The organism is Sphaerimonospora thailandensis, assembly GCF_016863115.1.
GTDB classification, from domain to species: Bacteria; Actinomycetota; Actinomycetes; order Streptosporangiales; family Streptosporangiaceae; genus Sphaerimonospora; species Sphaerimonospora cavernae.
Window position 1 is genome coordinate 15,719 of sequence record NZ_BOOG01000007.1, and the last position, 26,869, is coordinate 42,587.

Consider the following 26,869-nt stretch of genomic DNA (forward strand, 5'->3'; position numbering starts at 1 on the left):
TCCCGCCCGACCTGGGAGTTCTCCTTGCGTGATCTTGCAGTCCGCCGGCTCGTCATCGAGAACGCCTACATCGCGCCTGTGGTGGGCGAGGAGATCCCCTCCGGCCACATCGTCGTCGAAGGCGACCGGATCACCGCCGTGGGCCCCGGCCCCGCGACAGCCGTACCCGAGGGGGCCGAGCGGGTCGACGGCGCCGCCTGCCTGGCGACCCCGGGGCTCGTCAACACCCATCACCACCTCTACCAGTGGGCCGCCCAGGGGGTGACGCCCGACGGAACGCTGTTCGAGTGGCTGGCGGCGAGCTACCGGCTGTGGGCGAGGATGGACGCCGAGGTGGTGTCGGGCGCGGTCACGGCGGGGCTGGCCTGGCTGGCCAAGTCGGGCTGCACCACCTCGACCGACCACCACTACATCTTCCCGAAGGGCCGCGGCGACCTGTTCGAGGCCGAGATCGACGCCGCGCGACGGGTCGGGTTGCGGTTCCATCCGTGCCGGGGCTCGATGGACCGGGGGAGATCGCAGGGCGGGCTGCCGCCGGACGACATCGTGGAGGACGTCGACGACATCCTGCGAGCCACCGAGGAGGCGATCCGGAAATATCATGACCCGTCATTCGGGTCGACGGTGCGGGTCGCGGTCGCCCCGTGCTCGCCGTTCTCCGTGAGCGGCGATCTCATGATCCGCTCGGCCGAGCTCGCGCGCTCCCATGGCGTACGGCTGCACACGCACCTCGCCGAGACCGCCGACGAGGACGAGCACTGCCGCGAGCAGTTCGGCATGCTCCCGGCTGAGTACCTCGACGGTCTCGGCTGGCTCGGCCCCGACGTCTGGCTGGCCCACTGCGTCCACCTCACCGACAAGGACGTGCGCCGCTTCGCCGAGACCGGCACCGGCACGGCCCACTGCCCCTCCTCCAACGGCCGTCTCGGCGCCGGCATCGCCCGCGTTTCGGACCTGTTGCGCGCGGGCGCTCCCGTCGGGCTCGGTGTGGACGGCGCCGCCTCCAGCGAGATGACGCCGCTCGCCGGTGAGATCAGGATGGCGATGCTGATGCAGCGCGCCCGGTACGGCCCAAGCGCGCTGACCGCCCGCCAGGCGCTTGAGCTGGCCACCATGGGCGGGGCCAGGTGCCTCGGCCGGGCCACCGAGATCGGGTCGCTCGAGGTGGGCAAGCTCGCCGACATCGCCCTGTGGCGGATCGGCGGTTTCCACGCCGCCGTCGACGACCCCGTGGTCGCGTTCGCGTACGGCCAGACGCCGCCGCTGGCCCGGCTCCTGGTCGGCGGCCGGACCGTGGTCGAGGACGGCGAGCTCCGTACGGTCTCCGACACGGCGGCGGCCGAGGCGGGGGCGTGCGCCCACCGCCGCCTCCTGGCGGAGGCTTGAAGGCCGAGAGCGCGGCAGGTCCACGTACACGCGCCTGTGCAAGATCACGGACGGTGTCGGGGAAGGTCAGGAGGCAGGGGTGCGAGTTTCCGCAAGATCACGGACTGGGGTGAGGGGGCGTGTTCGATGTCGCCGGGTTCGAGCTTGTGGTGAGGTCACGGCGGGTGGTCACGGCCGGGGGGGAGCGTGCGCTGGCGGTGGCCGTACGGGACGGGAAGATCGCGGCGCTGCACGCGTACGACGATGTGACCGCCGACGTGCCGGACGCGCGGCAGGTGGTCGACCTCGGCGACGTGGCGCTGCTGCCCGGGCTGGTGGACACCCACGTGCACGTCAACGAGCCCGGCCGGACCCACTGGGAGGGCTTCGCCACGGCCACCCGGGCGGCGGCGGCCGGCGGGATCACCACGATCGTCGACATGCCGCTCAACTCGCTGCCGCCCACGGTCGACGTGGCCGCGCTGGAGACCAAGCGCCGGGCGGCGCAGGGGAAGTGCCACGTCGACGTCGGCTTCTGGGGCGGCGCGATCCCCGGAAACCTGACCGACCTGCGGCCGCTGCACGACGCCGGGGTGTTCGGGGTGAAGTGCTTCCTGTCCCCTTCGGGGGTCGAGGAGTTCCCCGCGCTGGACCGGGCCGGGCTGCGGGACGCACTGGCCGAGGTGGGCTCGTTCGACGGGCTGCTGATCGCGCATGCCGAGGATCCCGCGCTGCTGCGCGACCCCCCTGGTCCGAAATATGCGGATTTTTTGGGATCGCGACCGCAGGAGGCCGAGCGGCGGGCCGTCGAGCAGGTGATCGAGTCGGCCGCCGCGACCGGCGCCCGCGCGCACATCGTGCACGTGTCGGCCGCCGCCTGCCTGGAGCCACTGAGACAGGCACGGCGCGACGGGGTACGGATCACCGCCGAAACCTGCCCGCACTATCTGACACTCACCGCCGAGGAAGTCGCCGGGCCCGCGTACAAGTGCTGCCCCCCGATCAGGGAGGCCGCCAACCGCGACGCCCTGTGGGAGGCGCTGGCCGAGGGCGTCCTCATCGGCGTCGTCTCCGATCACTCCCCGTCGACGCCCGACCTGAAGGTCCCCGACTTCGCCGCCGCGTGGGGCGGCATCTCCTCCCTGCAGCTCGGCCTGCCCGCCGTGTGGACCGAGGCCCGGTCGCGCGGGTACGGCCTGCGCGAGATCGCCCGCTGGATGGCCGAGGGGCCCGCCGCGCTGGTCGGCCTGCCGTACAAGGGGGTGATCGACGTCGGGGCCGACGCCGACCTGGTGGCCTTCGACGCCGACGCCGAGTTCACCGTCGACGCGGCAGCGCTACACCATCGCAACCTGGTCACGCCCTACCACGGCCGGACGTTGACCGGCGTCGTCCGTACGACCTGGCTGCGCGGCGTACCCGTCGATTTCCTTACCCCTCGCGGGCGATTCCTGGTCGGATCATGAGCACGGTTTTAGGAAGTTCGCGGCAGGCAGTCGATGTGAGCCCGTTCACCCGGCTGCCCGATCTCGCCCTGCGGACGTACGGCGGGGCGGTCGTGGCGGCCAGCGACGAGTCGTTCGCCGAGCGGGAGGCGCTGATCAGGCCGGGCCGGCCCGAGTTCCGCCCGCACACGTTCGGCCCGAAGGGGCAGGTCTACGACGGGTGGGAGACCCGGCGGCGGCGCGGGCCCGGCCATGACTGGGCAATCGTACGGCTCGGCCTGCCCGGGATCATCCGGGGCGTGATCGTCGACACGGCCTGGTTCAAGGGCAACTACCCGCCGTACGCCTCAGTGGAGGCGTGCGCGGCCGAGGGACATCCGTCGGTGGACGAGCTGTCCGGGTGGGTGGAGATCGTGGCGAAGAGTCCGCTGTCCGGCGACGCCGTACACGAGTTCCCGGTCGCCGATCCCCGCAGGTTCACGCACGTGCGGCTGAACATCTTCCCCGACGGCGGCGTCGCCCGGCTGCGGGTGCACGGCGAGGTGGTGCCCGACCGGACGTTCCTGGACGGGCTCACCGTCGATCTCGCCGCGCTGGAGAACGGGGCCCGCGTCGTCTCCTGCTCGGACGAGTTCTACTCGTCGCCCAACAACGTGATCGCCCCGGGCCTGGCCCGTCATCAGGCCGAGGGCTGGGAGACCGCCAGGCGGCGCGGCGGCGGCAACGACTGGCTGATCGTGGCGCTGGCCGGCCCGGGCATGGTCGCCGTCGCCGAACTGGACACCGCGAACCTGATCTACAACGCCCCGGGCGCGGCCTCGCTGAGCGGAATCGACGCGCGCCGGGCCTCGCTCGACGACGCCGGCGCCTGGTTCCCGCTGCTGCCCAGAACCCGGCTCCAGCCGGACACCCGGCACCGGTTCCGCCTCGACGACGTCCGTACGGTCACCCATGTGCGACTCGACATCTACCCCGACGGCGGCCTCGCCCGCCTCCGCCTCCTCGGCGCTCTCACCCGAACGAGCGACCCGATCACGTTCGATTGACTACCGGTTCGGGAGAAGACCTGACTCACGCAGTCGGTCGAAGGCGCCCTCAACGTCGGCGGAAACACTGTGATCAACACCAGCCGGCCGGAGACCGGCCACTCGGCCCGCTCTCCGCGAACGCCTGGGCAAAGGCGCGATCACCAAGAAAGGCTCGGATTCCATGAGATAGTGGATGAAGCTGTCAGCCAATTCGGTGGAGATGACTGTTGAAGTTTAACCGTGAAGTTGCACAGGGCCGGCTGGCCGCGCTTATGGACCAGCCGGCTACCGGCGTGGGCCGTGCTCTCGATATGGGTGTCATCGAGTTCGGGGATATGATAAAGGGCCCGGGAAGCAGTTCGGGAAGCGCGTTCGCTCTGCATGCCAACTGCCCCTTCCGCCTGATGATGGAGGGGCGGATCCTGGTCGGGTCGGAAGACATGAAGTGGCTGGCCAAAGATGTCATGAACGGCTTCGCCGCGGACGACGAGCGTTCGGTCTATGACATACGGGTCGAAAGGATCGATGAGTTCTTTGTGGCATCGCATCCGAAAGTTTGGAGCGTGAATGTGTCATCGATCGGCGACGTACGTCTTGATCTCGAGGAGGACCTGGTCATCGAGGTCTTCGCGATGAGCTCTCGAAGCTCGGAAGCGTGGCGGTTCTTTCATAGATACGGGGAGCACTATACGTTTCCTGTGGACGGTGAACCCAAGGAGACGTGAAGATGGGTTTGCCTATTTCGCTGCCACTGTCAGGATTGGTTTCCCTTGTCTAAATCGAGGTATCGAACAAGTGGACCAGACAGAAAGGAGGATCTGGCAGCGATTTCCGGTCGGGCGGAGATCACGAATGCTCGCGTTCACAAGTTCTTCGTCGCTGTTGCGTTTGATCGGCAGAATCTCGCCTCGGTCACCGGTAACGAATTGTTCTTCCGGCGTTGCTCATTCATCGAGAGTGATCTGCGGTTGGCCACTCTTGACGGCTGCTCGTTCATTCGGTGTGACTTCGAGGGAGTCAATCTTCGAGGCGCTTCTCTTCGCCATGCCGGCTTCGCCGGATGCTCCTTTCGTGATGCCGATCTGCGGGATGCCGACCTGACCGGGGTTCGAATCACCTTCGCGGGCAGCCGCAACGATCCGAACCGCAAGGCGAGCAGCCTCCTGGGAGCGATGCTCGACAGGGCCGTCCTGACCGACGCCGAAATCGAAGCGGAGGCATGGCCGATGCCGTGATCGGTCGGATGTAGATCATGATGGTCCGGCCGGGCGTGATGTTCATGGATGCCGGACAACCTGCGGGCCTGCGTCGTACCCGGCGCTACAATCCGAACGAGCGACCCGATCACGTTTGATTTTGGATTCTGAGGTGCCAGGTGAATCACCGTGAATTCCTTTCGTCGGTGCACAAGAGGCCGAACATGTATGGCCTGGATGGCACCTATAACTCGGCTGTCGCTTTTATTCTAGGCTATGATTGCGGCAACGGCTCTTTATTTCTCGCAGGGTTCAGGGAATGGCTGGTAGTAAAATATGGGGAAGGTGATAATCTTGGATGGCCGACGCTGGTGAAACTACTTGCTCATGTAGATGGACAAGGTTTGCTGTATGATGCAGGAGTCGATGCTTTGGTTGTCGACACCCTGTTTCAACTGCTTGACGAATTCCTTGAGCAAAGAGATGAATATGGTGGGCTCGTAAAGATATTCGATAGGTATCTCGCTTGGTTGAAGAGTCAAGAGTGGTTTCGCTCTGAAACTCTAGAATAATTGGACGGGCCGGACGGGCTGATCGCGCGGATGGCGGGGTGCCGGACTCCTCGCCCGCCTCCGCGTCCTCGGCACCCTGACGCTACAGCCAGCAGTAGGATGAACCACTCAAATCGTGACCGGGGCCGGAAGGGACGCTTTCCATGACGATGGAGTCGGGCGTGGCTGCCTCCAGGTTCACGGTGGCTGGTTTTCTCGCCGTGGTGCGAACGCTTTCCTGCGCCGCCCTCGCCTACGCCGCGCTGTTCCTGACGCATCTGGCTTACCTGTTCGACGTGTACAAGTACGACTGGGAGCCAGAACTCGCCCACATAATCGACCCGGACGCCGTCGCCGCCATATTCTTCCTCCTACTCCTGGCTTTCATCCTCGCGACAGGTTCGGCTCTCCTCGTGCGACGGTATCTGACCACCTGGATCGTCTACGGACTGTTCGTGATCCCGGTCGCAATCCGGTTCAGCCAGATCCTTCCTCTTATGTAGGGGCAGTCGTCTGGTTATCCGTACCACCGTGCAGGAGGCGAGAGCCCCAGGAGGGGATTGACACTGCGGCCGCAGCCGGCGGATGCCGGTCAGTGCCAGATGGTGATGGTGGAGCCTGGGGGTTGATGGCCGCTGGGGCTCTCCCGGATGACGCGGCGGGTGCCGACCAGCTTGCGGGCCTTGACCTTGAAGCCGGCCGCCCTCAGCTCGCGCGTGGCGTCCTTCAACGCCTTGAACCGGACGTCGGGGACCACGACGACCCCGCCGGGGGGCTCGGAGTCGTTGTTGTCCCAGGGCCAGTGCCAGCCGTTGTCCGGCCCCTTGGAGACCGTCAGGCGGACCTCGATCCCGGCCTCGACCGGCGTGCCGCCGGCGGGGTCCTGCCCGATCACCGTGCCCGGTTGGGCGTCGTTGGCCGTCTCGTCGATCTGGACGTTGAAGCCCCTGTCACGCAGGAACCTCTCGGCCTTGTCGCGGGTCATGTCGGTGACGTCCGGCATGAGCAGACCGAGGCTGATCACCAGGTTGACGTTGCCGCCCTTCTTGACCCGCTTGCCCACCGACGGGTTGGTGCCGACGACCTGGTCGCGGGGCACCGTGTCGCTCTCCTTCTTGCTCACCCGGCCGATGGTCAGCCCCACCTCGGCGATCTTCGCCCGGGCCTCCGCCTCGCTGAGGTTGGCGACGTCGGGCACCGCGATGGTCTCCGGTCCGGCCGACGGGATCAGCGTCAGCACCGACCCCTTGGTGACCTCCGCTCCCGGGCCCGGCTCGGTGTCGAGGACGTTGTCCTTCTCCACCTTGTCGTCGAACCTGGCCTTGCCGACCTTCACCTCGAAGCCGTCCTTCAGCGCCGCCTGCCTGGCCAGCACGATGTTCTGGCCGACCAGGTCGGGCACCGTGATCGTACGACTCTGTGAGAACCACCAGCCGCTGAACGCTATCCCGGCGACCATCACCAGGGCCAGGCCGATGACGAACCAGTTGGACCGGCGCCGCAGGAAGCCGGCCCGACCGGCCGATCTGCCCGCGTCGGTCGGCAGTTCCGACCGCGGCTGGATCATCGTGTGGCCGGCGCCGCCGCCTCCGGCGCCTTCCCCGACATAGACCAGCGGGGGAGGCGCCTGGAAGCCGCCCGAAGAATGCGCACCCGCATGCTGACCGATGTGGCGCACCCCGTGCGGGGCCGTGTGCTGACCGGTCTGACCCGTCCGCGGCAGCCCGCGGTGCGTCTCGACCGCGGCGATCAGCATGGCGTTGGCGTCCGCCGGGCGCCTGGCCGGGTCCCTGTCGGTGGCCGCCCCGACGAGCGCGTCGAGCGACGGCGGCACGTCCGTCGCGATCGACGAGGGCGCGGGGACGCTGTCGTGGACGTGCTGGTAGGCGACCGACATCGGCGACTCGCCCTCGTACGGCTGCCGCCCGGTGAGCAGCTCGAACAGCATGATGCCCACGCCGTACACGTCGCTGCGCGCGTCGGCCTGGCCCGTGGTCACCTGCTCGGGCGACATGTACCCGATGGTGCCGATCATCATGCCGGTCTTGGTCTGGTTGGTGGCCTCGATGGCGCGGGCCAGGCCGAAGTCGACGACCTTCACCCGGCCGTCGTCGGCCAGCAGCACGTTCTCCGGCTTGACGTCCCGGTGGATGAGCCCGGCCTGGTGGGCCGAGCCGAGCGCGGCCAGGACCGGGATGACCATCTCCAGGGCCTCGCGGGCCGGCAGCCGCCCGCGCTCACTCAGCACATCGCGGAGCGTCCGGCCGGGGACGTACTCCATCGACAGATAGACGTTGGCACCGTCGGTGCCCTGGTCGAAGACCTGCACGATGTTGGGGTGCGACAGCCCGGCCACCGACTTGGCCTCGCCGATGAAGCGCCGGACGAACTGGGGGTCCTCGGCGAGCGAGCGGTGCATCACCTTGACGGCCACCGTGCGCTCGAGCCGGACGTCCAGGGCCAGATAGACGGAGGCCATGCCGCCCCGGGCGATCCGGGACTCGACGCGGTAGCGCCCGTCGAGCAGCTGCCCGATGAGCGGATCGCTTAGCGTCGTGTCCACCCGCCAGAGTTTACGGGTGTTTTGCCACCCGCAGGGTGCCCGAATCCCAAAACGAGACCTATCCCTAACCGTTCGCTGTCCGTTCCTTACCCTTTCCGGGCGGCAGGGCCACTACGACACGGCGGGGGAGGAGGCCTCGGCGTACCGCCGCCGCGGGATGCGCCCGGCGAGGCGGGCCTGCCGTCCCGCCGTGACGGCCGAGCGCATCGCCGCGGCCATCAGGTCGGGCCGCTGGGCCCGGGTCACCGCGCTGGCCAGCAGTACGGCGTCGCAGCCCAGCTCCATCGCGAGCGCGGCGTCGCTGGCCGTGCCGATGCCCGCGTCCAGGATCACCGGGACGCCCGCCGCCTCCACGATCAGTTCGATGTTGTGGGGGTTGCGGATGCCGAGGCCGGAGCCGATCGGCGCGCCGAGCGGCATCACCGCGGCGCAACCGGCCTGCTCCAGCCGCCGCGCCAGCGCCGGGTCGTCGCCGATGTACGGAAGCACCGTGAACCCGTCGGCGACCAGCCGTTCGGCCGCGTCGAACGTCTCGATCGGGTCGGGCAACAGCGTCCGCTCGTCGGCGATGACCTCCAGCTTCACCCAGTCGGTCTCCAGGGCCTCCCTGGCCAGCCGGGCGGTCAGCACGGCCTCCCCGGCGGTGTAGCAGCCCGCCGTGTTCGGCAGGACCTTGATGCCCCGGGCGCGCAGCACGTCGAGCACCGATCCCCGCGTCGTGGGGTCGAGCCGTCGCATCGCGACCGTGGTCAGCTCGGTCCCGGAGGCCTCCAACGCCTGGTCGAGCACCTCCAGTGAGGGCGCGCCGCCCGTACCCATGATCAACCGCGAGGAGAACTTCTCCCCGCCCAGGACGAACACGTCGTCGATCACCGCCGTCAACCTCCCTGCACCGCCGTCAGCACCTCGACCTGATCACCGGAGGACAGCCGCGTCGACGACCACGCGCTCCGGCTCACCACCTCGCCGTTCAACGCCACCGCGACACCCGCCGTCTGCCCGGTCAGGGTGCCTACGGCGACGCTCACGGTCGCCTCGTCGTCCAGCGCGGTCTCGACCCCGTTGACGATGACCTTCATCCGATGACCCTCATTCGGCGGACCTCATTCAGCGGACCTCATTCAGGGAACCTCCCGGGATCGCAGGACTTCACGACCTCCGGCACCGCTTCGCCGGTCAGGAAGGCCGCGACGGCCTCCGCCGTGATCGGGGTGAGCAGGACGCCGTTCCGATGGTGACCGGTCGCCGCGAGAACGTCGGCCTCTCCGGGCACGTCAAAGGGCCCGATGAGCGGCAGATTGTCCGGGGTCCCCGGGCGGAAGCCCACGGTCGTCTCGGCCAGTTCCATCTCGGTCAGCCCGGGGACCAGCTCGTGGGCGTCGCGCAGCAGCTCATACACCCCGCCGGCCGTCACCCGGCCGTCGAAGCCCAGCTCCTCCATGGTCGCGCCGAGCGTGATCTCGCCGTCACCGCGCGGGACCAGGTAGGCGGGCGACCCGTGCACCAGCCCGCGCACGCACCTCGTGAGAAACCCCCCGGGCCCGCGCAGCCGCAGGATCTGCCCCTTGACGGGTCGTACGGGCAGCCCGGGCAGCAGCTCCGGCGACCACGGGCCGGCCGCGACGACGACGCGCGGCGCGGCGACGACCCCATCGGAGGCCAGCCGTACGCCCCGCGCGGTGAGCGCGACGGCGCGATCGGCCACCACAGCGGCGCCGGCCCTGTCCAGCGCGGTGCGCAGGGCACGCGTCACCAGGCGGGGGTTCACCCAGGCGTCGTCCTCGGCGAGCATGCCGCCGCGGATCGACGGCGCGAGCATCGGCTCCAGCCTCCGGCACTCCCGCCCGGTCAGCCGTTCCACCCGCAGGCCGAGCGTCCGCTCGAAGGCCGCCAGCTCGTCCAGGTAGGCCATGTCGTCGGCGTCGTAGGCGATTTTCAGGGTGCCGTCGGTCCGGTAGTCGAGATCGACGCCGCTGTCGCCCTCCAGCTCGTCGCGGAACGACGGCCACAGCGCCAGCGAGGCGAGGCCGAGCCGCAGCACCGGCTCCTCGGTGTAGGTGACCTCGCTGACCGGCGCCAGCATTCCGGCCGACGCGTGCGTGGCGCCGCCGCCCGGGTCGGGGTCCACCACGGCGACGGACAACCCCCGCCGTGCCGTACGCCAGGCGACCGACAGTCCGACGATGCCGCCGCCCACCACGATCACATCCGGCGTGGTCATCAGCTCAGGCACTGCCCGCTCCCTTCGCCGGCATTACCCGGATCAGGTCGTCTGGCGGTCGAGAGCCTTCCGCTCTCCTCTCAGCCCGGAACGGCCGGGCTCCCGCGCGTCTTACGGCTTCAAGCCTAGCATTTGCCGAACTCGTTACCGGATCGGCATTGGCGTGCGCGCGGGTTGACAATCTATGGTCAAGATGTGGATCACGTCGTGGTGGTGGGGGCCGGCCTGGCCGGCGTACGGAGCATCGAGGCACTGCGCGCCCAGGGGTACGCCGGGCGGATCACGCTGATCGGCCAGGAACGGCATCGCCCGTATGACAGGCCGCCGCTGTCCAAGGCGGTGCTGCTCGGCGAGACCGACTCCACGGTGGTCGACTCCGACCTGGACGCCCTGGACGTACGGCTGTGCCTCGGCACGGCGGCCAAGGGCCTGCGCGACGGCGTGGTGGAGACGACCGAGGGCGAGGTGGACTACGACGGCCTTGTCATCGCCACCGGCGCCACCCCGATCCGGCTGCGCGGGGAGGGCCGCCAGCACGTGCTGCGCACCATCGACGACGCGATCGCGCTGCGCGAGCGGCTGGTCTCCGGGGCCCGGGTGGCGGTGATCGGCGGCGGCTGGATCGGCGCCGAGGTCGCGACCGCCGCGGCCCGGGCGGGCTGCGCGGTGACCGTGATCGAGGCCGGCGAGACGCCGCTCGCGGCCGCGCTCGGCCCGGACGTCGGGGGCCGCACCATCCCCTGGTACGCCGAGGCGGGCGTGGAGTTGCGGCTCGGCGCGATTGTCGGCACGGTCGACCCCGGCGGCGTCACGCTCATGTCGGGCGCCCGGGTCGAGGCGGACGTGGTGGTGACCGGTGTCGGAGTGCGGCCCGCCGTCGAGTGGCTGAAGGGATCGGGCGTCGAACTGGACGACGGCGTGCTCGTCGACGAGCACCTGAAGACGACGCTGCCCGGCGTGGTGGCGGTCGGCGACTGCGCGAACTGGTGGTCGCGCCGGTTCCGCCGGCGGCTTCGGGTCGAGCACTGGGACACCGCGCTCGGCGCCCCCGACACCGCGGCTGCCACGCTGCTGGGGGAGGAGGCGGTTTACGACCCCGTGCCGTACTTCTGGTCCGAGCAGTTCGGCCGCATGGTCCAGTTCGCCGGGCACCCGTCCGGCGGACGGCAGGGGCCGGCCGTACGGCCGCTGTGGCGCGGCGACCCGCGCACCGACGCGAAATGGACGGTGTGCTGGCTGACCAGGGAGGACAGGCTCACGGCCCTCCTCACGGTGGACCGGCCGCGCGACGTGGTCCAGGGCCGCCGCATCATCGAAGGGGGCCGTCGGCTCGACCTGGTCAAGCTGGCGGACCCGGCCGTTTCGCTTCGCGACTGCATCATGGCCTGAACAAGGTGTTTCGCGGCCGCTCGGCTGTGGTAATGGTGGTTTCGTGACACTTACTGTTGCACAGATCGACCCGGAAACCGACCAGCTCGTGGGGGAATGGCTCCCCCTCTCCGAGGCCGCCAAGAGCCTGGGGCTCACCATCGGCCGCGCCAAGCAACTCCTCAAAGACAAGAAACTCGTCGGCGTCCGCAGGGGCGGCGGCGAGCCACAGGTCCCGGCGGTGTTCGTCGCCGCGGGCGACGTGCTGAAGGGGCTCCCCGGCACGCTGACCGTCCTGGCCGACGCCGGGTATGACTCGGTCGAGTCGATCCGCTGGCTGTTCACCCCGGACGACTCGCTTCCCGGGTCGCCGATCGACGCCATCAGAGCGGGCCGGCACACCGAGGTCAAGCGCAGGGCCCAGGCACTGGGATTCTGACCGCCGGCCTCATGGCATTGTTGGTCGGATGAACGACATCCGGCGACAGCGCCTCGCGCAGGCCAGGCTCTATCTCTGTACCGACGGCAGGCGGGACCGCGGCGACCTGGAGAGTTTCCTCGACGCGGTCCTGGCCGGCGGGGTGGACATCGTCCAGCTCAGGGAGAAGGGCCTGGAGGCGCGTGAGGAGCTCGCCCTGCTCGAGGTCTTCCGCGACGCGTGCGACCGGCATGGCGCGCTGCTCGCGGTGAACGACCGGGCGGACGTCGCACACGCCGCCCGGCCGGACATCCTCCACCTCGGCCAGGACGACCTGCCGGTGCCGATCGCCCGGGACATCCTCGGGCCGGAGGTGCTGATCGGCAGGTCGACCCACTCGGCCGCGGAGGCTTCGGCCGCCGCGGACGAGCCGGGGGTGGACTACTTCTGCTGCGGCCCGACCTGGCCGACGCCCACCAAGCCGGGGCGGCCGGCCCCCGGTCCCGCGCTGCTCGAGCACGCCGCCGGCCTCGGCACGGCACGGCCGTGGTTCGGCATCGGCGGCATCGACCTGGGCACCCTCGGCGAGGTCATGGCGTACGGCGCCCGCCGCGTCGTGGTCGTCCGGGCGATCACGGAGGCCGACGACCCCGGGGCGGCGGCCGCCGAGTTCCGGACCCGGCTGGATGGCGTTCCGCTTTAGGCTGCTTCAGGCCATGTCAGGTGCGCCGGGTGGTGGCGGCGACGGCCAGGGCGGCCAGTGCCGTACGAGCCGTCTCGTCGATCGGGGCCTGCTCCAGCGCGTGCAGCGCGTCGTCGAGGTAGCGCTTGATCATGCCTTCGCACGCCGCGAGGGCGCCGGTGTCCTCGATGACCGACCTGAGCCGTTCGACGCCCCGCGCGTCGAGGTCCGGGTCGCCGAGCAGGCTCCGTACGGCCTGCGCCTGCACGTCCGACGCCTCGGCGAGGGCCCGGGCGATGAGCATGGTCCGCTTGCCCTCGCGCAGGTCGTCCCCGGCGGGTTTGCCGGTCTCGGCGGGGTCGCCGAAGACGCCGAGGACGTCGTCGCGGAGCTGGAAGGCGATGCCGATCTGCGTGCCGTACTGCGCGCAGAGCCGGTCGATCCAGTCGTGCCGTGCCCGCGCGGCGAGCACCAGCCCCAGCCGCAGCGGCTGCTCGACCGAGTATTTCCCGCTCTTGTAGAGGGCGACCCGCAGCGCGCCCTCGAACGTGCTCTCCCCCTGGGCCTGCTCCAGCAGGTCGAGGTACTGCCCGCACATGAGCTCGGTGAGCATGTGGTCGTGGACCGGCTGGGCGACGGCCAGCGCCTCGGCCGGCAGGCCGCTGGTCCGCCACATCTCGCCCGCCCACACGAGCAGCAGGTTGCCGAGGAGCACGGCCACGCCCTCGCCGAACTGCCCGGCCGAGCCGTGCCAGCCGGAGTCGGCGTGCACCTGCTCGAACCGGCGGTGCACCGCCGGCATCCCCCTGCGCACGTCGCTGGCGTCCATCACGTCGTCATGGATGAGCGCGCTGGCCTGCAGCAGCTCCAGCGACGCGGCCGCCATGTGCATCCCCGGCTCCTCGCCGCCGCCCGCCGCCCGCCAGCCCCAGTAGCAGAAGGCGGGGCGCAGCCGCTTGCCGCCGGTGAGGAAGCCCTCGGCGGTGGACAGCAGGACGGCCAGTTGCGGGTCGTCGAACAGCGGGCGCTGCCGGTCCAGGAACTCCCGGATCGAGCGGTCCACCTCGTGCCGTACGTGGTCGAGCGGTGCTGCGGAAGGGGTCATGCTCACGAGCCTAACCGCCGTTGATCGAATGTCATCCCTGTACCCTTGGTCCCATGGCTCTCGGTCTGCCCTCTCGGCTCCCCGATCGCGTCCCCACGGTCCGTGACCTGCTCGCGGCGGGGGAGCGGTCGTTCTCCTTCGAGTTCTTCCCCCCGAAGACGGACGAGGGCGAGCGCCAGCTGTGGCGGGCGATCCGGGAGTTGGAGGCGCTGCGGCCGACGTTCGTGTCGGTGACGTACGGCGCCGGCGGCGGCAGCCGCGACCGCACGGTGGACATCGTCGAGCGCCTCACGCACGAGACCACGCTCACGCCGGTGGCGCACTTCACCGCCGTGAATCATTCGGTCCGTGAGCTTCGTCACCTGGTCGGCAGGTTCGCCGACGCAGGCGTGCGGAACATGCTGGCTCTACGAGGCGATCCGCCGGGCCGTGACCCGCTGGACGAGTGGGAGAAGCACCCAGAGGGGGTCGGCTACGCGGAGGATCTGGTCAGGCTCATCCGCCAGGCGGGCGACTTCTGCGTCGGTGTGGCGGCATTCCCGTACAAGCACCCCCGGTCGGCGACCATCGAGTCGGACACCGAGTTCTTCGTACAGAAATGCCGGGCGGGCGCCGACTACGCGATCACGCAGATGTTCTTCCGCGCCGACGACTACTTCCGGCTACGCGACCGGGTCGCCGCCCACGGCTGCGACACGCCGATCATCCCCGGGATCATGCCCGTCACCCAGATGAGCACGATCGCCCGCTCCGAGCAGTTGTCGGGCGCGCCGTTCCCGCCTGAGGTCGCGGCGAGGTTCGAGGCCGTCGCCGACGACCCCGCGGCCGTCCGCCGCCTCGGCATCGAGCACGCCGTGGAGCTGTGCCGGAAACTGCTCGACGAGGGGGCTCCCGGCATCCACTTCATCACGTTCAACAGGTCGAGCGCGACGCGCGAGGTGTTCCAGGCGCTTCAGCCGGTCGGCGCCGCCGGCAGCGGGAGCCGGGCTCCGGCGATGACGTAGTTCTCGTATCCGCCGGGGAACTCGAACCCCGGAATGAGGTCGACGAAGCCGACGTCCCGGTAGAGATGGCGGGCCGCCGTGGGGGCGTCGTGGGTCGACAGCACGGCGGTGCGCTCCGGGCGGCCCGCGCAGATGGTGTGGATCAGCCGGCGGCCGATGCCCCTGCCCTGGTAGTCGGGGTGGACGTGGATCTCCGCGAGTTCCAGAGCGTCGCCCAGCCAGTCTTCACAGGCCTCGGGTCCGGCGTGATCACGCAGGCCCCGTCGGACCACGTCGTGCCACCACTGCCCGTCGGCGCCGTGGAAGCCGTAGGCGAATCCCACGATCTCCCGATCCTCGGAGACCTCGGCGAGCAGGCATACGAAGTCCGGGTAGGTGGCGTGGTTGCGCATGATGGCCATGCGCCCGGTCAGTTGGTCTGACGGCGGGTGCATGGCCGCCGTGTAGATGGCCAGCACCGTGCCCAGCACTTCCGTGAACTGGTCCGGCCCGACGCGCCGCAGTTGGATCACTTTCTGGAGACTAGCAAAGCTAACGCGCCACCTCGGCGGGCGTTCCGCCGGTGATTCTGGCCAGTTCGTCGAAGGTCGTGGGGAAGACCGTGTGCGGGTGACCTCCCGCGGCCCACACCACGTCATGCTTGCTCAGCCAGTTGTCCACCAGCGTCCGGATCGGGGCGGGATGTCCGACCGGGGCGACTCCGCCGATGGGCTGCCCCGTGTGCTCGCGGACGAACTCCGGGGTGGCCCGCCGTACCTTCCGCGCTCCGACCAGTTCGGCGATCGCAGCGGTGTCCACGCGATGGGCGCCGCTGGTCAGCACGAGCAGGGGGGATCCGTCGGCGTCGAAGATGAGGCTGTTGGCGATCGCCCCGATCTCGCAGCCGAGTTGGGCGGCGGCGGTGGCCGCCGTGGGCGCCGCCTCGTCGAGGACCTTGACCTGGCCCGCCACGCCGTGGGAGCGGAGGGCCTCCGCCACGCGGGCGGCGTTCGGATGCAACTTTTCTGACACCCGGCCACTCTAAACAGGTTGTCGAGAAACTCGTACGCTATAAGGTCCTTTGGTCCTTACTTGGGAATATTGAGAGGCTGGGTTGACCATGGGGGGTCCACGGCGGCTGGCCGCCGCCGCGCTGGTCACGGCCGGAGCCGTGACGTTCGCGGCGGGCGGTGTGGCCGGTCCCGCGCAGGCGCGGACCGCGCCGGCATCACAGCAGACGGCGCTGCAGGAGACGGCATCGCAACAGACGGCGCTGCAGGAGACGGCGCCGCACATGACGCTCAAACTCGGTGCCAAGGGCGCCGAGGTCAAGGCGTTACAGACCCGGCTCACCGAGCTCGGGTACGTGCCCGGAAAGATCGACGGCAGGTACGGCGGTGCCACGATGATGGCCGTCTGGGCGTTCCAGAAGGTACAGGGCATCAAGCCGACCAGCACGGTGGCGAGCCGGACCTGGGCGGCGCTGGAGAATCCGAAGGCGCCCAAGGTGCTGGTCCCGAAGGGCAGGCCGAACCGCGTCGAGGTGAACCTCACCCAGCAGATCGTGGTGCTCTACCGGGACGGCGAGCCGAAGGTGATCAGCCATGCCTCCAGTGGCAGCGGGATCCCGTACGTCGAGTACGCGACGTGGAACGGCAAGCGGCAGAGGTTCAGCGGCAGCGCCACCACGCCGACCGGCGACTACCGGACGACCTGGCGGGTGAGCGGCTGGCACCGGTCCTACCTGGGACAGCTGTACAACCCGATCTTCTTCAACGGCGGCATCGCCCTGCACGGAGCGCTGTCGGTTCCGCTGCATCCGGCTTCGCACGGTTGCGTGCGGCTGCCGATGCCGGTGGCCGAGATCCTGCCGGGCCTGCTGGGCACCGGTGTCCCCGTCCACGTGCGGGGCAGGTTCCACCGCTGATTCCTCCTGTCTGTTCCGCCACTGTTTCGAAACCCCGTTCGCTGACAATCTTGACAGCGAACGGGGTCGAATTTATGTTCGATGTTGTGGGACCTGGGCCGGAGGGGGAGAGGGGAAGCTCCTCGTCCGGCCACCCGCGGGCGGAATTTTTGTCGGTGTGATCTGCGACCGTGAGGTCACCGGCGAAGACCGCCGGAGTGCCACGACTCGAGGAGGCGGGCATGACTGAACGGAACGGGCCACGGGTTTCGCAGACTGTCCTGGCGCACCTCGCGGATGCCAGGGCGCGCCTGGCGGACGCGACCGCCGCGCCCACGCCCGCGAGCAGGTACGTTTCGGCTCACCTCGCGGCCCTGCGGGCGGCCGCCGGGATCCTGGCGGCCCGGCCGAGGCCCACCGACGGGCGGAGGCGGCGGCTGCGCAGCGCCTGGGAGCTACTGCCGGAGGTCGAGCCGCAGCTCGCCGACTGGGCGGCGTACTTCGCGGTCAGCGCCACCAAGCGCGCGGCGGCCGAGGCCGGCCTGGTCCGGGCGGTGACCCCGACGGACGCGGAGGAGCTCATCGTCGAGGCCGACAGGTTCGTCGGCGAGGTCGAATCGATCCTCGGCCTGCCGGGCCGGCCATCCCTCCCGATGGCGGGGTAGGCCGGCCCGGGCGTGCCGGTCGGCGGGACTGTCAGACGGCGTCCCGCTCCAGCGGGCAGCTCATGCACCGGGGCCCGCCCCGGCCGCGACCGAGTTCGTTGCCGCGGATCGTGATGACCTCGATCCCGTGCCTGCGCAGGTAGTTGTTGGTGGTGGTGTTCCGCTCGTAGGCGACCACCACTCCGGGCTCCAACGCCAGCACGTTGCAGCCGTCGTCCCACTGCTCACGCTCGGCCGCGTGCGCGTCCTGGGCCGGGGTCAGGATCTCGACGTCGTCCAGGCCGATGGCGCGTGCGATGGCCCGATGCATGTCCTCGGGGGCGTGGTCGGTGACCTTGAGCTCCTTGTCGTTGTCACCCGGCTCGATCGTGTACGACGGCAGCATGCCGAGCCCGGCGTACTTCACGAACTTCCCGACGTCGACCTGGGTCATCACGGTGTCCAGGTGCATGAAGGCCCGGGCCTTCGGCAGGTCGAGCGCCACGATCCTGGTCGCCGAGCCGGATCTGAACAGGTTCATCGCGAGCGTTTCGACCGCCTGCGGCTGGGTCCGCTCGCTCATCCCGACGAGCACGGCGCCACGGCCGATCACCAGGACGTCGCCGCCCTCGATGGTGGCCGGGGCCATCGGCGTGCCCGGTGACCAGACGTGATAACCGCCGTCCTCCGGCCTGTCGTAACCTCGGGCGAACAGCGGGTGCCACCGGTAGACCGCCTCGTAGTTGAGGGTCTCCCGCCTGCGGGCCTTCTTCCGCATCGCGTTGATGGACACCCCGTCGTACACCCAGCACGAGGCGTCCCTGGCGTACAGGTGGTTGGGCAGTGGCGGGAGGACGAAGTCGTCCATGCCGAGGGTGTGGAAGGCGATGGATTTCGGGTCGCAGCCCAGCTCCATGATCTCGCGCTTGGTGATGCCCCCGGTCAGGTACGGCGCGAGCACCCGGCCGTCCAGGGTGTCGAGCGCGCCGCGGATGGCGTCGGCGGCAACCGGGCCGACCCAGTGCTCGTCGACGCTGCCGTCGAGGATGTGCTTCCTGGCCTCGGGGATCGCGATCGTCTGCTCGATCATCTCGCCGAGGGTGTGGACCCGGACACCGCGCGCGGAGAGCACCTCGCACCACTCCTGGTGCTCCTCCAGCGCGCGGTGGACCCACAGCACGTCGTCGAACAGCAGTGCGTCCTTGTTGGTGGGGGTGAGCCGCTTCAGCGCCGGCTCGGGGATGTGGACCAGTACCTGCCGCAGCTTGCCGACCTCGGAACCGACATAGAACGACGTCGTTTTCTGCATGTCCCCCAAAATAGGTCAGGAATCCAGTCAGAAGGACTCGACGGCGCGGCGGGCCTCCGCGTCGAGCACCCCCCAGTTGATGAACTCCTCGGTCAGCTCGACCGGCGACCTGTCGTAGATCACCGCGAGCGAGCGCAGGTCCTCCTGGCGGATGGACAGCACCTTGCCGTTGTAGTCGCCGCGCTGGCTCTGGATCGTGGCCGCGTAGCGGGCGAGCGGACCGGCCTTGTCCTTGGGGAGCTGAGCCAGCCGCTCCAGGTCGATGACAAGCTTCGGAGCGGGCGCGAGCGGACTCGGCGCGGCCCCGCCGGGCAGGAGTTCCGACACCGGCACACCGTAGAAATCGGCGAGCTCGGCCAGCTTCTGCACGGTCACCGCACGGTCGCCACGCTCGTAGGAGCCCACGACCACGGCCTTCCACCGGCCGCGGGACTTCTCCTCGACACCGTGCAGGGACAGCCCCTGCTGCGTGCGGATGGCGCGCAGGCGTGCGCCCAGCGACTTGGCGTAGTCAGACGGCATCGTCGGCCCCCGGCTTTCTATGTCTGTTCTCACTTGATTGTGCGTCCTTGTCCTAAGCGTTCCGAACACCGGGGTTGGTGCCCCGCTAGGTACCTTCGGTGACCGCTGCGTCGGGTTTTACCCAGGAAGGTCGCGAGTTGTGGTTACGGACAGTGACGGTAAAGCTGTCCCTCCGAAAGGTCAAGCAGATTGGCAAAAAGAACGTCAAAGAGTGTGCGGCGTGCGCTCGCACGACCACCCCGACGCTCCCCGTAGGGTGCATGAGGCCTGCTGATACGCTTGCACGGCCAGAAACCCTTTAAGACTCGTCCTGTGAGGCGGGAAAGGTGGTGATTTTCGCGTGCCTGAAGTCGCCCGAAACCAAGCACGTGCCGTGCTTGAGGGGCCGGACATCCACCGGGCGCTGACCCGGATCGCACACGAGATCCTCGAACGCACCAAGGGCGCCGAGAACGTCGTCCTGCTGGGGATCCCCACTCGCGGCGCGACGCTGGCGTATCGCCTCGCCGAGCGCATCGCGCAGTTCGAAGGCGTCAAGGTCCCCGTCGGGGCCATCGACATCACCATGTACCGCGACGACCTGCGTCTGCGGCCCGCCCGCCCGCTGGGCCGCACCGACCTGCCCCCGGACGGGGTCGACGGCAGGACGGTCGTCCTGGTCGACGACGTCCTCTACTCCGGCAGGACGGTCCGCGCGGCGCTCGACGCGCTCAACGACGTGGGCCGGCCCAGGGCCGTCCAGCTCGCCACCCTCGTCGACCGGGGCCACCGGGAGCTGCCCATCCGCGCCGACTACGTGGGCAAGAACCTGCCGACCTCCAAGAGCGAGAAGGTCAAGGTCTACCTGGAGGAGACGGACGGGCGCGACGCCGTACTGCTCATCAAGGGAGATGCGCGATGAAGCAGCATCTGATCTCGGCGGCGGACCTCACCCGTGAGGACGCGCTGCTCATCCTCGACACCGCCGAGGAGCTGGCGAGGGTCTCGGAACGATCCATCAAGAAGCTGCCGACGCTGCGCGGCCGCACCGTGGTCAACCTCTTCTTCGAGGACTCCACCCGCACCCGCATCTCCTTCGAGGCGGCGGCCAAGCGCCTGTCGGCCGATGTCATCAACTTCTCCGCCAAGGGATCGAGTGTCTCCAAGGGCGAGTCGCTCAAGGACACCGCGCTCACCCTGGAGGCCATGGGCGCCGACGCGGTGGTCATCCGGCACGGCGCCTCCGGCGCGCCGCACCGGCTGGCGGGCTGGGTGCGCGGCAGCGTGGTGAACGCCGGCGACGGCACCCATGAGCACCCGACCCAGGCGCTGCTGGACGCGTTCAGCATGCGCCGCAGGCTGGGCAGGCTGGAGGGCCTCAAGGTGGCCATCGTGGGCGACGTGCTGCACAGCCGGGTGGCCCGCTCCAACGTCGCGCTGCTGCACACGCTCGGCGCCGAGGTCACCCTGGTCGCGCCGCCGACCCTGCTGCCGGTGGCGGTCGACTCCTGGCCCTGCCAGGTCGCCTACGACCTCGACGCCGTGCTGCCGAAGTCGGACGTGGTGATGATGCTGCGCGTGCAGCTCGAGCGGATGAACGCGGCCTACTTCCCCTCCGCCCGGGAGTACAGCCGCCGATACGGCCTCGACCGCGACCGCTTCGCCCGGCTGCACGACGACGCGATCGTCATGCATCCCGGGCCGATGAACCGCGGCATGGAGATCTCGGCCGAGGTCGCGGACTCCGCGCGCTCGACCATCGTGGAGCAGGTCGGCAACGGCGTGACCGTCCGCATGGCCGTCCTCTATCTGCTGCTGGGCGGTTCCGAGCCCGCGATCGGAGGGACCGAGTGACCACCATCCTCATCAAGGGCGCCCGCATCCTGGGCGGGGCGCCGCGCGACATCCTCATCGGCGACGGCATGATCACGGAGGTCGGCGAGCGGCTCGGCGACCGGGACGGCCAGGTCGTCGACGCCGACGGCCTGATCGCCCTGCCCGGCCTGGTCGACCTGCACACGCACCTGCGCGAGCCCGGCCGGGAGGACGCCGAGACCGTCGAGACCGGCACCCAGGCGGCGGCCCGCGGCGGCTTCACGGCCGTCCACGCGATGGCCAACACCTCCCCGGTCGCCGACACGGCCGGCGTGGTCGAGCAGGTCTGGCACCTCGGGCGGACCTACGGGCACTGCGACGTCCAGCCGGTCGGCGCGGTCACCTCGGGCCTGGAGGGCCGCCAGCTCGCCGAGCTCGGCGCGATGGCCGAGTCGGCCGCCCGTGTCCGCGTCTTCTCCGACGACGGCAGGTGCGTGTCGGACGCGGTGCTGATGCGGCGGGCGCTGGAGTACGTCAAGGCGTTCGACGGCGTCGTGGCCCAGCACGCCCAGGAGCCCCGCCTGACCGAGGGCGCCCAGCTCAACGAGGGCGAGGTGTCGGCCAGGCTCGGCCTGACCGGCTGGCCGGCGGTCGCCGAGGAGGCGATCATCGCCCGTGACTGCCTGCTCGCCGCGCACGTCGGCTCCCGGCTGCACGTGTGCCACGTCTCGACGGCCGGCTCAGTGGAGATCATCCGCTGGGCCAAGTCGAAGGGCTGGGACGTCACGGCCGAGGTCACCCCGCATCACCTGCTGCTCACCGACGCGTGCGCCGAGAGCTCGCCGCTCGGGCCGTACAACCCGATCTACAAGGTGAACCCGCCGCTGCGCACCGCCGAGGATGTGCGGGCGCTGCGCGAGGCGCTGGCCGACGGCACGATCGACTGCGTCGCGACCGACCACGCCCCCCACCCGGCCGAGGACAAGGAGACCGAGTGGGCCGCGGCGGCCATGGGCATGATCGGACTGGAGACCGCCCTGTCCGTCGTGCAGGAGGCCATGGTCGAGACCGGCCTGCTCGACTGGGCGGGCGTGGCCGACCGCATGTCGGCCCGGCCCGCGCGGATCGGCAGGCTGGCCGGGCACGGCCGCCCGATCGAGGCCGGCGCCCCGGCCAACATCACCCTTTACGACCCGGCCACCCGCACGCGGGTGGATCCCACGGCGATGACCTCAAGGAGCCGTAACACGCCGTACGAGGGCATGACGCTGCCCGGCGGCGTCGTGGCCACGTTCCTCCGCGGCCGCCCAACCGTTCTCGAAGGGAAGCTTGTATGACGACAGCTCTGCTCGTGCTCGAGGACGGCCGCGTCTTCGAGGGAACCCCGTACGGCGCCGTGGGGGAGACGTTCGGCGAGATGGTCTTCAACACCGGCATGTCCGGCTACCAGGAGACGCTCACCGACCCCTCCTACCACCGGCAGATCGTCGCGATGACCGCGCCGCACATCGGCAACACCGGCGTCAACCTGGAGGACCCCGAGTCGCGCAAGGTCTGGGTCGCCGGCTACGTCGTGCGCGAACCGGCCCGCCTCGCGTCGAGCTGGCGCTCGCACGGTTCGCTGGAGGACTACCTGCGCGACCAGGGCGTGGTCGGCATCGCCATGCCCGGCACCCGTGCGCTCACCCGCCACCTGCGCGAGCGCGGCGCGATGCGCGCCGGGGTCTTCTCCGGTACGGCCCTCGCGCCGGTCGAGGACTTGGTGGAGCGGGTGCGGCGCTCGCCCGGCATGGCCGGGGCCGACCTGTCCGAGGAGGTCTCCACACGCGAACCGTACGTCGTGCCGGCGACCGGGGACCGGCGGTTCACCGTGGCGGCGATCGACCTCGGCATCAAGGCGATGACGCCGCAACGGCTGGCCGAACGCGGCTGCGACGTGCACATCCTGCCCGGGTGGGCCACCGCGGCCGACATCCTGGCGCTGAACCCCGACGGCGTGTTCTTCTCCAACGGCCCGGGCGACCCGGCGACCGCCGACAGGCCCGTCGAGGCGCTGCGCGGCGTGCTGGAGGCCGGAGTGCCGTTCTTCGGCATCTGTTTCGGCAACCAGATCTTCGGCCGGGCGCTCGGCCTGGGCACCTACAAGCTGCGGTACGGCCATCGCGGGGTGAACCAGCCGGTCAAGGACATGCGGACCGGCAAGGTGGAGATCTCCGCGCACAACCACGGCTTCGCGGTACAGGCCCCGCCGGACGGGCCGTTCGACACGCCGTACGGCCCCGCCGAGGTGAGCCACGTGAACCTCAACGACGGCTGCGTGGAGGGGCTGCGGCTGCTGGAGCGGCCCGCCTTCAGCGTGCAGTACCACCCGGAGGCGGCGGCCGGGCCGCACGACGCCGCGTACCTGTTCGACGAGTTCTGCGAGTTGATGGGGGAGAAGAAGGGTGCCTAAGCGCACGGACATCAGGTCGATCATGGTGATCGGCTCCGGGCCGATCGTGATCGGACAGGCCTGCGAGTTCGACTACTCGGGCACCCAGGCCTGCCGCGTGTTGCGCAGCGAGGGCTTCCGCGTGATCCTGGTCAACAGCAACCCGGCCACGATCATGACGGACCCGGAGTTCGCCGACGCGACCTACGTCGAGCCGATCACACCGGACATCGTCGAGAAGATCATCGAAACGGAGCGGCCGGACGCGCTGCTGCCCACGCTGGGCGGCCAGACCGCGCTCAACACCGCGGTCGCGCTGCACGAGGCGGGCGTGCTGGCCAGGTACGGCGTCGAGTTGATCGGCGCGAACTTCGACGCGATCCAGGCGGGGGAGAACCGCGAGCGGTTCAAGGAGATCGTCGCCAAGGTGGCCGACGAGCGCGGCCTGAACGCCGAGTCGGCGCGCTCGCGGATCTGCCACACGATCGACGAGTGCCTGTCGGCCGCGGCGGAGCTGGGCTACCCGCTGGTGGTCCGGCCGAGCTTCACGATGGGCGGCGCCGGCTCGGGCTTCGCCCACGACGAGGAGGATCTGCGCCGCATCGCCGGGGCGGGCCTGGACGCGTCCCCGACCACCGAGGTGCTCCTGGAGGAGTCGATCCTCGGCTGGAAGGAGTACGAGCTGGAGGTCATGCGCGACCGCGCCGACAACGTGGTGATCGTCTGCTCGATCGAGAACGTCGATCCGATGGGCGTGCACACCGGCGACAGCGTGACCGTGGCCCCGGCGATGACGCTGACCGACCGCGAGTACCAGAACATGCGCGACGTCGCCATCGCGGTCATCCGCGAGGTCGGGGTCGACACCGGCGGCTGCAACATCCAGTTCGCGGTCGACCCGGCCACCGGCCGGATGATCGTCATCGAGATGAACCCGCGGGTGTCGCGCTCCTCCGCGCTGGCGTCGAAGGCCACCGGCTTCCCGATCGCCAAGATCGCGGCGAAGCTCGCCGTCGGGTACACCCTCGACGAGATCCCCAACGACATCACCCGGGAGACCCCGGCCTCGTTCGAGCCGACGCTCGACTACGTGGTCGTCAAGGTGCCCAGGTTCGCGTTCGAGAAGTTCGCCGAGGCCGACAAGACGCTCACCACGCACATGAAGTCGGTCGGCGAGGCGATGGCGATCGGCAGGTCGTTCCCAGAGGCCCTTCAGAAGGCCCTCAGATCGCTGGAGAAGAAGGAGACGTCCTTCGCGTGGGCGGGGGATCCCGGCGACCTGTCGGAGCTGCTGAGAGCCTGCGGAACCCCGCATGACGGGCGGCTGCGCACGATGCAGCAGGCGATCAGGGCCGGGGCCACGCCGGAGCAGCTGTGCGAGGCCACCGCGATGGACCCCTGGTTCGTGGACCAGCTCTTCGCGATCGACGAGCTCGCCCGCTCGATCGCCGGGCTCGGCTCGCTCGACGCGCTGGACACCGCCGCGATGGTACGGGCCAAGCGGTACGGCTTCGGCGACGCCCAGATCGCCGAGATCCTGGGCGTGGGGGAGGCGGCGGTTCGCGAGCGACGGCACGCCGCTGGCGTGCGGCCGGTCTACCACACGGTCGACACCTGCGCCGCGGAGTTCGCCGCGCGCACGCCGTACCTCTACTCGACCTATGACGAGGAGACCGAGGTCCCGCGGGGCGACCGCCCGAAGGTGATCATCTTGGGCAGCGGGCCGAACCGGATCGGGCAGGGCATCGAGTTCGACTACGCGTGCGTGCACGCGTCGTTCGAGCTGGCGGCGGCCGGCTACGAGACCGTGATGGTCAACTGCAACCCCGAGACCGTCTCGACCGACTACGACACCTCCGACCGGCTCTACTTCGAGCCGCTCACGCTGGAGGACGTCCTGGAGGTCGTCCACGCCGAGCAGGCCACCGGCCCGGTCGCGGGGGTGATCGTCCAGCTCGGCGGGCAGACGCCGCTCGGGCTGGCCCAGGCGCTCAAGGACGCCGGCGTGCCGGTGGTCGGCACGTCGCCGGAGTCGATCCACCTCGCGGAGGACCGGGGCGCGTTCGGCCGGGTGCTGGCCGAGGCCGGTCTGCCCGCGCCCAAGCACGGCACCGCCCACACCGTGGACGAGGCACGCGAGGTGGCGGCGGAGATCGGCTACCCGGTGCTGGTCCGCCCCTCCTACGTCCTGGGCGGGACCGGCATGGCCATCGTGTACGACGACCACACGCTGAGCGCGTACATGGCCAGGGCCGCCGCCAGGACCGGCGTCGAGCACCCGGTGCTGATCGACCGCTTCCTCGACGACGCCATCGAGATCGACGTGGACGCGCTGTTCGACGGGGAGGAGCTCTACCTCGGCGGCGTGATGGAGCACATCGAGGAGGCCGGCATCCACTCCGGCGACTCGGCCTGCGCCCTGCCCCCGATCACGCTGGGCGGCCACGACATCAAGCGGATCCGCGCCGCCACCGAGGCCATCGCCAGGGGGGTCGGCGTCCGGGGCCTGCTGAACGTCCAGTACGCCCTCGCCGCCAACGTGCTGTACGTCCTGGAGGCCAACCCCAGGGCGAGCCGTACCGTGCCGTTCGTGTCGAAGGCGACGGCGACGCCGCTGGCCAAGGCGGCGGCCCGGGTGATGCTGGGCGCGACGATCGCCGAGCTGCGCGCCGAGGGCATGCTGCCGGCCGACGGCGACGGCGGCACGCTGCCGCTGGACTCCCCGATCGCGGTCAAGGAGGCGGTGCTGCCGTTCAACCGGTTCCGCGGGGTGGACATCGTGCTCGGCCCGGAGATGCGCTCCACCGGTGAGGTGATGGGCATCGACGAGTTCTTCGGCACGGCCTTCGCCAAGTCGCAGGCGGCCGCCTACGGCACGCTGCCGACCAAGGGACGGGCCTTCGTCTCGGTCGCGAACAAGGACAAGCGGGCCATGATCTTCCCGGTGAAGGCGCTGGCCGACCTCGGGTTCGAGATCCTGGCCACGGAGGGCACGGCCGAGGTGCTGCGCAGGAACGGCGTCCATGCCAAGATCGTGCGAAAGCACAGCGACGGAACCGGATCCGACGGCGAGCCCACCATCGTCCAGCGGATCCTCGACGGCGAGGTGGACCTCATCGTGAACACCCCGTTCGGCAGCCCCGGCCAGTCCGGGCCGCGGCTGGACGGGTACGAGATCCGGACCGCCGCCGTGCTGCGCGGCATCGCGTGCGTCACGACAGTGCAGGGCCTGGCGGCCGCCGTCCAGGGCATTCAGCACTTCGTCCGGGGGGATGTGGGCGTACGGTCGCTCCAGGAGCACGCCAGGAGGCTGAGGGAGTAGGAGCAGGGGAGTGGCC

At 70.0% G+C, this 26,869-nt stretch carries 27 protein-coding genes and 1 riboswitch; of the genes, 18 read left to right on the top strand and 9 right to left on the bottom strand.

Features of this window, described 5'->3' with window-relative positions; genetic code table 11:
* The first annotated feature begins 24 nt into the window (after positions 1-24).
* From Mth01_RS01995 to Mth01_RS02025, 7 genes are all read left to right on the top strand, one after another.
* Positions 25-1,386, top strand: a complete 1,362-nt coding sequence (locus tag Mth01_RS01995) for an 8-oxoguanine deaminase (protein WP_239089197.1) — start codon at positions 25-27, stop codon at positions 1,384-1,386.
* 119 nt (positions 1,387-1,505) lie between these two features.
* Positions 1,506-2,831, top strand: a complete 1,326-nt coding sequence (gene allB, locus Mth01_RS02000) for an allantoinase AllB (RefSeq protein WP_204010275.1) — start codon at positions 1,506-1,508, stop codon at positions 2,829-2,831.
* Between the two features lie 35 nt (positions 2,832-2,866).
* On the top strand, positions 2,867-3,856 hold the full coding sequence (gene alc / locus Mth01_RS02005; RefSeq protein WP_239089206.1) for an allantoicase: 990 nt from the start codon (positions 2,867-2,869) through the stop codon (positions 3,854-3,856).
* A 209-nt stretch (positions 3,857-4,065) separates the two neighbouring features.
* The gene (locus Mth01_RS02010) at positions 4,066-4,563 is read left to right on the top strand and encodes a hypothetical protein (protein WP_204010281.1); all 498 of its coding nucleotides are present in this window, start codon (positions 4,066-4,068) and stop codon (positions 4,561-4,563) included.
* Between the two features lie 45 nt (positions 4,564-4,608).
* Positions 4,609-5,073: a pentapeptide repeat-containing protein gene (locus Mth01_RS02015; protein WP_204010284.1), complete on the top strand. Its 465-nt coding sequence runs from the start codon at positions 4,609-4,611 to the stop codon at positions 5,071-5,073.
* 140 nt (positions 5,074-5,213) lie between these two features.
* Complete coding sequence (locus Mth01_RS02020; RefSeq protein ID WP_204010287.1) at positions 5,214-5,606, top strand: hypothetical protein; 393 nt, start codon at positions 5,214-5,216, stop codon at positions 5,604-5,606.
* 143 nt (positions 5,607-5,749) lie between these two features.
* Positions 5,750-6,088, top strand: coding sequence for a hypothetical protein (locus Mth01_RS02025; protein ID WP_204010290.1), 339 nt, complete (start codon positions 5,750-5,752; stop codon positions 6,086-6,088).
* A gap of 89 nt (positions 6,089-6,177) precedes the next feature.
* Here Mth01_RS02025 and pknB read toward each other — a convergent pair whose 3' ends face one another.
* From pknB to thiO, 4 genes are all read right to left on the bottom strand, one after another.
* Positions 6,178-8,148, bottom strand: coding sequence for a Stk1 family PASTA domain-containing Ser/Thr kinase (pknB, locus tag Mth01_RS02030; RefSeq protein WP_204010293.1), 1,971 nt, complete (start codon positions 8,146-8,148; stop codon positions 6,178-6,180).
* 111 nt (positions 8,149-8,259) lie between these two features.
* Entirely contained in the window at positions 8,260-9,030 is a 771-nt protein-coding gene (locus tag Mth01_RS02035) for a thiazole synthase (protein ID WP_407695910.1), read from the bottom strand.
* Positions 9,027-9,227 carry a sulfur carrier protein ThiS gene (thiS, locus tag Mth01_RS02040; RefSeq protein WP_204010298.1) on the bottom strand — a complete coding sequence of 67 codons (201 nt, stop codon included), beginning with the start codon at positions 9,225-9,227 and terminating at the stop codon, positions 9,027-9,029. Before thiS ends, Mth01_RS02035 begins: the two co-directional genes overlap by 4 nt.
* A 38-nt stretch (positions 9,228-9,265) precedes the next feature.
* Positions 9,266-10,381 carry a glycine oxidase ThiO gene (gene thiO, locus Mth01_RS02045; RefSeq protein ID WP_308440764.1) on the bottom strand — a complete coding sequence of 372 codons (1,116 nt, stop codon included), beginning with the start codon at positions 10,379-10,381 and terminating at the stop codon, positions 9,266-9,268.
* Positions 10,372-10,485: riboswitch (TPP riboswitch) on the bottom strand. (Overlaps the previous gene by 10 nt.)
* 79 nt (positions 10,486-10,564) lie before the next feature.
* Here thiO and Mth01_RS02050 point away from each other — a divergent pair.
* The 3 genes from Mth01_RS02050 to thiE are packed head-to-tail and all read left to right on the top strand — an operon-like array spanning position 10,565 to position 12,858.
* Positions 10,565-11,758, top strand: coding sequence for an NAD(P)/FAD-dependent oxidoreductase (locus Mth01_RS02050; RefSeq protein WP_204010300.1), 1,194 nt, complete (start codon positions 10,565-10,567; stop codon positions 11,756-11,758).
* A gap of 43 nt (positions 11,759-11,801) precedes the next feature.
* Positions 11,802-12,176 carry an Rv2175c family DNA-binding protein gene (locus tag Mth01_RS02055; RefSeq protein ID WP_204010302.1) on the top strand — a complete coding sequence of 125 codons (375 nt, stop codon included), beginning with the start codon at positions 11,802-11,804 and terminating at the stop codon, positions 12,174-12,176.
* A gap of 28 nt (positions 12,177-12,204) precedes the next feature.
* The gene (gene thiE, locus Mth01_RS02060) at positions 12,205-12,858 is read left to right on the top strand and encodes a thiamine phosphate synthase (protein WP_204010305.1); all 654 of its coding nucleotides are present in this window, start codon (positions 12,205-12,207) and stop codon (positions 12,856-12,858) included.
* A 16-nt stretch (positions 12,859-12,874) separates the two neighbouring features.
* Here the strand turns inward: thiE and Mth01_RS02065 are convergent, their stop codons facing one another.
* Positions 12,875-13,942, bottom strand: coding sequence for a polyprenyl synthetase family protein (locus tag Mth01_RS02065; protein ID WP_204010308.1), 1,068 nt, complete (start codon positions 13,940-13,942; stop codon positions 12,875-12,877).
* 53 nt (positions 13,943-13,995) lie between these two features.
* Between Mth01_RS02065 and metF the strand changes: the two genes are divergently transcribed.
* Complete coding sequence (gene metF, locus Mth01_RS02070; protein WP_204010311.1) at positions 13,996-14,946, top strand: methylenetetrahydrofolate reductase [NAD(P)H]; 951 nt, start codon at positions 13,996-13,998, stop codon at positions 14,944-14,946.
* Here metF and Mth01_RS02075 read toward each other — a convergent pair.
* Positions 14,895-15,458, bottom strand: coding sequence for a GNAT family N-acetyltransferase (locus tag Mth01_RS02075; RefSeq protein WP_204010313.1), 564 nt, complete (start codon positions 15,456-15,458; stop codon positions 14,895-14,897). The two genes, metF and Mth01_RS02075, sit on opposite strands and share 52 nt — an antisense overlap.
* A gap of 19 nt (positions 15,459-15,477) precedes the next feature.
* On the bottom strand, positions 15,478-15,957 hold the full coding sequence (locus tag Mth01_RS02080) for a YbaK/EbsC family protein (RefSeq protein ID WP_239089208.1): 480 nt from the start codon (positions 15,955-15,957) through the stop codon (positions 15,478-15,480).
* A gap of 88 nt (positions 15,958-16,045) precedes the next feature.
* Here Mth01_RS02080 and Mth01_RS02085 point away from each other — a divergent pair, with 88 nt between their 5' ends.
* Together Mth01_RS02085 and Mth01_RS02090 are read left to right on the top strand one after the other, a co-directional pair.
* Positions 16,046-16,852 (top strand): L,D-transpeptidase family protein, encoded by an 807-nt coding sequence (locus Mth01_RS02085; RefSeq protein WP_204010316.1) that lies wholly within the window; start codon positions 16,046-16,048, stop codon positions 16,850-16,852.
* A gap of 221 nt (positions 16,853-17,073) precedes the next feature.
* The gene (locus tag Mth01_RS02090) at positions 17,074-17,496 is read left to right on the top strand and encodes an SAV_6107 family HEPN domain-containing protein (RefSeq protein ID WP_204010319.1); all 423 of its coding nucleotides are present in this window, start codon (positions 17,074-17,076) and stop codon (positions 17,494-17,496) included.
* Between the two features lie 31 nt (positions 17,497-17,527).
* Here Mth01_RS02090 and Mth01_RS02095 read toward each other — a convergent pair whose 3' ends face one another.
* Both Mth01_RS02095 and bldD read right to left on the bottom strand, forming a co-directional pair.
* Complete coding sequence (locus Mth01_RS02095) at positions 17,528-18,784, bottom strand: arginine deiminase (RefSeq protein ID WP_204010322.1); 1,257 nt, start codon at positions 18,782-18,784, stop codon at positions 17,528-17,530.
* Positions 18,785-18,811: 27 nt separating this feature from the next.
* Complete coding sequence (gene bldD / locus Mth01_RS02100) at positions 18,812-19,306, bottom strand: transcriptional regulator BldD (RefSeq protein ID WP_055483594.1); 495 nt, start codon at positions 19,304-19,306, stop codon at positions 18,812-18,814.
* A 340-nt stretch (positions 19,307-19,646) separates the two neighbouring features.
* On the opposite strand from bldD, the gene pyrR reads away from it, so the two are divergent.
* Genes pyrR through carB form a run of 5 tightly spaced genes read left to right on the top strand, consistent with a single transcriptional unit; the run spans position 19,647 to position 26,853 of the window.
* Positions 19,647-20,207: a bifunctional pyr operon transcriptional regulator/uracil phosphoribosyltransferase PyrR gene (gene pyrR, locus Mth01_RS02105; protein ID WP_204010325.1), complete on the top strand. Its 561-nt coding sequence runs from the start codon at positions 19,647-19,649 to the stop codon at positions 20,205-20,207.
* A complete protein-coding gene (locus Mth01_RS02110) occupies positions 20,204-21,139 on the top strand; it encodes an aspartate carbamoyltransferase catalytic subunit (RefSeq protein ID WP_204010328.1) in 936 nt (311 codons plus the stop codon). The genes pyrR and Mth01_RS02110 overlap by 4 nt, the downstream gene beginning before the upstream one ends.
* The gene (locus Mth01_RS02115; protein ID WP_204010330.1) at positions 21,136-22,437 is read left to right on the top strand and encodes a dihydroorotase; all 1,302 of its coding nucleotides are present in this window, start codon (positions 21,136-21,138) and stop codon (positions 22,435-22,437) included. The genes Mth01_RS02110 and Mth01_RS02115 overlap by 4 nt, the downstream gene beginning before the upstream one ends.
* Positions 22,434-23,552 (top strand): glutamine-hydrolyzing carbamoyl-phosphate synthase small subunit, encoded by a 1,119-nt coding sequence (carA, locus tag Mth01_RS02120; RefSeq protein ID WP_204010339.1) that lies wholly within the window; start codon positions 22,434-22,436, stop codon positions 23,550-23,552. The genes Mth01_RS02115 and carA overlap by 4 nt, the downstream gene beginning before the upstream one ends.
* Positions 23,545-26,853, top strand: coding sequence for a carbamoyl-phosphate synthase large subunit (gene carB / locus Mth01_RS02125; protein ID WP_204010341.1), 3,309 nt, complete (start codon positions 23,545-23,547; stop codon positions 26,851-26,853). Before carA ends, carB begins: the two co-directional genes overlap by 8 nt.
* Positions 26,854-26,869 lie beyond the last annotated feature (16 nt).